At 74.5% G+C, this 2018-nt stretch carries 2 protein-coding genes; one reads left to right on the top strand and one right to left on the bottom strand.

Features of this window, described 5'->3' with window-relative positions:
- Positions 1-239 precede the first annotated feature (239 nt).
- A complete protein-coding gene (locus tag B7767_RS32485; RefSeq protein WP_085575256.1) occupies positions 240-437 on the top strand; it encodes a hypothetical protein in 198 nt (65 codons plus the stop codon).
- A 16-nt stretch (positions 438-453) separates the two neighbouring features.
- Here the strand turns inward: B7767_RS32485 and B7767_RS32490 are convergent, their stop codons facing one another.
- Entirely contained in the window at positions 454-1857 is a 1404-nt protein-coding gene (locus tag B7767_RS32490; protein ID WP_085575257.1) for a DUF2252 domain-containing protein, read from the bottom strand.
- Between the last annotated feature and the right edge of the window lie 161 nt (positions 1858-2018).

Genomic DNA, 2018 nt, shown 5'->3' on the forward strand with positions numbered 1-2018 from the left:
GCAGGTGGGCTGGTCGGTGGCGGCGGCCCGCCGGGCCGGCGCCGGCCGGCGCCTGATGGCCCTGTCGGCGGCGGTGAACCTCGTGCTCGGCCTGGTGATCCTCTCGTGCAAGCTCTGGCTGAAGCACTGACACGGGCGGCCTCTCACCTGTACGGGGTGAACCGGGCCGCCGCCCGGCGGGGGACGATCGCAGGGTACGGGCACGGCCCGCCTGTCCCAGGCCACCCGGGGAGCGGCTCATGCGCTACGAGATCCGTGTCGACGGACATCTCTCGGAACCGCTGATCAAGGTTTTTCCGGAACTCGACCACGTGACGATGTCCGGCCAGACCCTGCTGTTCGGGCACGTCGTCGACGAAGCACACCTGTACGGACTGCTCGCCCGCTGCCAGTCGCTGGGCCTGCGCGTCCTGGAGATGCGCCAGGTGCCGGAGTAGCGCCCCGGCCGGCGGGTCACGGGCCCTCGGCGCGCACCCTGCCGGACCGCACGGCCTCGCCCAGCGCCTCGAAGTCCCGCTGGTTCCGGTCGGCGTAGTCCTGCGCGAACCCGGCGAGCGCCCGGTCGAAGCGGTCGCCGCGCCCCAGGTAGGCGGCGATGGCGACCGGATCACCGGAACGGGCGTGGGCCCGCGCCAGACTCGCCCCGCACAGCCGCGCGAACAGCCGCAGCATCCCCGGGTCCATGGTCTCCGGGCGGGCGATGCCCTTCCAGTCGCGCAGCTGCCGTACGTAGAAGTCCCGGGGGCGTCCGTCGAGGCCCACCGTGTGCGTCCAGCCGAGCAGGATGTCGCTGGTCGTCTGGATCAGCCGCTGCCCCGCCACGACCCGGCGGCCCTGGTTGTCGTACCGCTCGCCGTCCGTGTACGGCGCGAGCACCGACTCCTGCGCCTCCTTGGCCTGCAGCAGCAGGGGGTCGTCGTCGTCCCGGCCGAGCAGGAGCACGATCCAGCAGCGGGTGCCGACACTGCCGACACCCACCACCTTCCGGGCCACGTCGGCCAGGTGGTAGCGCCCCAGCAGGTGCCGGCGCTCCGACGACAGCGAGCGCGCGTAGCCGTCCAGGACCCCGCGCAGGGCCTCCTCCTCGGTGGAGGGGTCGTCCAGCAGGTCGCCCAGCGGTGTGATCAGCGGCGGGTCCGGGGCGATGCGCCGCCCTCCGTCCTCGACCCGCGTGAGCTTCGCGAAGGCCTGGAGGTGGGTGCGGGTCCGGGCGCGTGCCGCCGCCCGGGCGGCGCGCCGCCGGGCCTCGCGGTCCGCCGACGACGTCATCAGCTCCCGCAGCCGGTCGGCGTCGTCCTGCGCGTACCAGACGTCCAGGGTGCGCATGCCGGCGAACTCCCGCATGCGCCGCCGGTAGGCCTTCACACAGGCCTGCACGGCCTCGCCCTGCGCCTCGACCGGGAAGCCGTTCGCCCGGCCGGCGATGGCGAAGCTCGCCGCCAGCCGCTTGACGTCCCACTCGAAGGGACCGGCGTGCGTCTCGTCGAAGTCGTTGATGTCGAAGACGAGACGGCGCTCCGGGGAGGCCAGCAGACGGAAGTTGAGCAGGTGGGCGTCGCCGCACAACTGCACGGTCAGGCCGGTGTCCGGGGCCGGGCCGAGGTCCGCCGCCATGATCGCCGCCGCCCCCCGGTAGAAGCGGAAGGGGGACTCGAGCATGCGGCCGTGGCGGACCGGCACCAGCTCGGGCAGCCGGGTCGCCGACTGCCGCTCGATCACGCCGACGGGGTCGGGCCGGTCCCCGGCCGCCTCGAACCGGCCGTGGGACGAGCGCGGCGCACGGCCGCGCGCCTCCTTGCCGTACGCGGCCCGCTCGGCCGGGGAGAGGGAGGCGCTGAACGGACTCGGTACGGTCATCGCTGTCTCCCGTCTGCACCGCGGACGACGACTGTCCGCCGCCATCCCACCGCGCCCGCGTCCCGACCGGATCACCCGTCGTGGGTGACCCGCCGACGGCGGCCGGGCGGGAGGCTGGTCCTGCGCTCGCGCCGCGGCCCGAGCGCGCTTCGCGGGAGGAG

Source organism: Streptomyces sp. 13-12-16 (genome assembly GCF_002114215.1).
Classification (GTDB): domain Bacteria; phylum Actinomycetota; class Actinomycetes; order Streptomycetales; family Streptomycetaceae; genus Streptomyces.

What these genes read in the sequence shown, in the direction of transcription:
- B7767_RS32490 (WP_085575257.1), bottom strand. Translation starts at nt 1,857, where the DNA reads ATGACCGTACCGAGTCCGTTCAGCGCCTCCCTCTCCCCGGCCGAGCGG.
- B7767_RS32485 (WP_085575256.1), top strand. Translation starts at nt 240, where the DNA reads ATGCGCTACGAGATCCGTGTCGACGGACATCTCTCGGAACCGCTGATC.